The sequence below is a fragment of the Dietzia sp. UBA5065 genome (assembly GCA_002415925.1).
GTDB lineage: Bacteria > Actinomycetota > Actinomycetes > Mycobacteriales > Mycobacteriaceae > Dietzia.
In genome coordinates, this window is sequence record DIAZ01000030.1 from 1 (window position 1) to 3,525 (window position 3,525).

Genomic DNA, 3,525 nt, shown 5'->3' on the forward strand with positions numbered 1-3,525 from the left:
GGGGCGATCGGGGTGGCCGCGCGCCCCACAGTCGCGTAGAGCCCGAACGTCTCGTTCTCCTCCCCCGGCGGCACGATCCGCGCCAGCAGGGTGCGGGACGCCGACTGGACGAGCCCCACCTGCGAACTGATGATCAGCCCGAAGATCCAGAAGGACGGCTTGGATTGCCACGAGACCACCGCGATGCCCGCGACGACCATGATCGACAAGGACATGATGATGACTCGCTTGGGACCGATGCGATCGTCCAGCCCCGACAACGCCCAGGTGCCGAGCAGCGCGATGCCGTTGGCCGCCAAGCCGAAGACGATGACCTCGTCCGTGGCGAAGCCGTAGGAGCTCGCCGCAATAACGCCACCGAACGTGAAAACCGCGGTGAGCCCGTCGCGGAAGATGGCCGACGCGATCAAGAAGTGCAGCAGCCCGCGCTCGTCGCGCCACATGTGCAAGATCCGGACGCCGATGTCGCGGTAGGCGCTGAGAACGTTGAACCTTTCACGGCCCGGCAGCGGTTCGGCTGTGGGACCCCAAAGGAAGATCGGGATCGAGAAGATCGCCATGAACCCGGCAGCGAACAGGGCCACGGCGCGGATATTGGCCAGTTCATCCGTCGAGATCCCGAAGATGCCGCCCTTGAGGACGAACCCGAACAACACGACGACAAGGCAGAAGATGCCGCCGAAGTAACCGAAGCCCCACCCGATCGCTGAAATCTTGCCGATGTTGGTCTTGTTCGAAAGCTGCAGCAGCATGCCGTTGTAGAAAACCGTGCCGATGTCTTGGGCGACGGCCCCGATGGCGAGCAGGCTGACGCCCAGCAGAAGGTACTCATCGTGCGGTTTCACGAACCAGCTCAGCGCGATACAGGCGATGACCACCAAGGTGGCCACGGTCAGCATCAGGCGACGGTTCCGGACGCGATCCGCCCAGGCGCCCATGAGGGGGGCCAACAGCAGCAACGCGATACCTGAGAACGACTGCGCGGCGTCGAGCATCAGCGCCCCACGCTCGGGGTTGGCGGCGACCGTTCCGGTGACGTACACCGAGAAGACGAAGGAGATCATCACGGAGTTCAGCGCGGTGGAACCCAAGTCCCACGTCCACCACGACCACACCTGGCGTCGATGCTCTGCGCCGCGTCCGAAGATGCGCCGTTCGGTGTCCGGTTCTACCCCCGCTGCACTCACGCCCGAACCGTAGCGGACCCGACCCGCCCCTGAATACGTTCCTACCCAAGGTTCCTCGGATGGCCTTGCGCAGGTCACCCGTGAGAAACGAGACCGAAACCCCTGGCGAACGGTAGGTTCGCAAGGTATTCTGTAGTCATAGTGACTAATAATCGCGAGGTCCCGATGAGCACCACCATTTCCGAGGCAGACGCCCTGTATCAGCGGGTCGCCCATGTGATCCCGCGCGTCGAATGGGCCACCATGGTCGACGATGTCCAGGCCATCCTTCGGCTCAAAGCCGAGAAGAACGCCGTGATCTTGGCGCACAACTACATGACGCCCGAGATCTACCACGGGGTCGCCGACATCGTGGGTGATTCGCTGGCACTGGCCCGGGAGGCCACCAAAGTCGACGCGGACGTCATCGTGTTGGCGGGCGTCCACTTCATGGCTGAGACCGCGAAGCTGCTGAACCCGTCCAAGACCGTACTGATCCCCGATCTGCGGTCCGGCTGCTCGCTCGCTGAGTCCGTCACCCCCGAGGACGTCCGTGCCCTGCGCGCGGCGCACCCCGGCGTCCCGGTGGTCACCTACGTCAACACGTCCGCCGCCGTGAAGGCCGAGTCGGACATCTGCTGCACCTCGGGCAACGCGGTGAAGATCATCGAGAGCCTGGGCGTGGACGAGGTCATCATGATCCCCGACCAGTTCCTCGCCGCGAACATCGGGGCCCAGACGGGCGTGAAGATGATCGTCCATCCGGGAGCCTGCGAGGTGCACGAGCGCTTCACCCCCGACGACATCGAGACCATTCGCGAGGGAAACCCGGGCGTGACCGTGATCGCCCACCCCGAATGCCCGCGACCGGTGGTGCTGGCCTCGGACTTCTCCGGCTCGACCGCGCAGATGCAGGACTTCATCGAGAAGGAGCGTCCACGCAAGGTCGCCCTCATCACCGAGTGCTCGATGTCGGACAACATCGCCCAGAACCACCCCGAGATCGACTTCATCCGGCCCTGCAACATGTGCCCGCACATGAAACGCAACACCCTGGCCGCGATCCGGCACAGCCTGGAAACCCTCACCAACGTCGTCGAGCTCGACCCCGCCACCGCCGCCCCGGCCCGCCAGGCCATCGAGCGGATGCTGGCGGTTAAGTGATGGCGCACGCGAAGGTAACCACGATTCAGGCCAACGGGCCCATCATCATCGGCGCCGGTCTGGCCGGGCTGGTGACCGCGATCGAACTCTCACCCAAGCCGTGTGTCGTGCTGTCCGCGGGCGCGGTCAAGACCGGCACGTCCACGGGCTGGGCCCAGGGAGGCGTTGCCGCGGTCGAGGGTCCGGACGACAGCTTCGAACTCCACATCGCCGACACCCTGTCCGCGGGCGCAGGGCTCTGCGACCCCGACGTCGTCGCCCGAATCATCTCCGACGCCCCCGAGGCCATCGACTGGATGGCCTCGATCGGCACCCGCTTTGACCGCAACCCCGATGGCACCTTCGTCCTTGGCCTCGAAGGCGCGCACTCGCGGCGCCGCATCGTCCACGCCCAAGGCGACGGCACCGGGGCGGAACTCCTTCGCGCGGTCGTCGAGAAGGCCCGCACGCTGCCGTCGATCTCGCTGTGGGACTACTCCCCCGCCGTCGAACTGCTCACCCAGAACGGGCGCGTGAGCGGCGTGGTGGTCGACCGCGCTGAGGGCCGCGTCGAACTGCTCTCCGACATCGTCGTGCTGGCGACCGGGGGCGTCGGCGGGTTGTTCCAACACACGACAAACCCACTGTCCTCCCGCGGGCAGGGCCTGTCGTTGGCCGCGCGCGCGGGGGCGGTGTTGCGCGACCTGGAGATGGTCCAGTTCCATCCGACGGGCTTGGACGTCGGCATCGATCCCATGCCTCTGGTCTCCGAAGCCGTCCGCGGCGAGGGGGCGCTCGTCATCGACGAGACCGGGGCGCGCGTCCTGGAGAACCCGCTGGCGGCCCGCGACGTGGTCTCCCGGGCCGAATGGGCCTCGCTGCAGGCCGGCCATCACGTGTTCGTGGACGCCCGGGAACACCCCGGCCCCGCGTTCCCGAAGAAGTTCCCGCAAATCTTCGACATCTGCCTGCGGGCCAAGCTCGATCCGCGTGAGTCCGTGCTGCCCGTTCACCCCGCCGCTCACTACCACATGGGTGGCGTGCAGGTAGACCTGCTCGGACGCTCGTCCGTCCCCGGCCTTTACGCCGTCGGCGAGGTCGCCTCGACCGGTCTGCACGGGGCGAACCGGCTGGCGTCCAACTCACTGCTTGAGGCCATGGTCTGCGGCCGCTGGACCGGCGATCACCTGGCGCAGATCGTGAAGGACGGCATCCC

At 66.4% G+C, this 3,525-nt stretch carries 3 protein-coding genes; 2 read left to right on the top strand and 1 reads right to left on the bottom strand.

Going from position 1 to position 3,525, the window contains the following annotated elements:
* Positions 1-1,187, bottom strand: a 1,187-nt coding sequence (locus B4M60_RS02215) for an MFS transporter (RefSeq protein ID WP_291079870.1), incomplete at its 3' end; no start/stop codon positions are given.
* Positions 1,188-1,352: 165 nt separating this feature from the next.
* On the opposite strand from B4M60_RS02215, the gene nadA reads away from it, so the two are divergent.
* Both nadA and B4M60_RS02225 read left to right on the top strand, forming a co-directional pair.
* A complete protein-coding gene (gene nadA, locus B4M60_RS02220) occupies positions 1,353-2,330 on the top strand; it encodes a quinolinate synthase NadA (protein ID WP_291079872.1) in 978 nt (325 codons plus the stop codon).
* On the top strand, positions 2,330-3,525 hold a 1,196-nt coding region (locus B4M60_RS02225), incomplete at its 3' end, for an L-aspartate oxidase (protein WP_291079874.1). The genes nadA and B4M60_RS02225, both read left to right, overlap by 1 nt.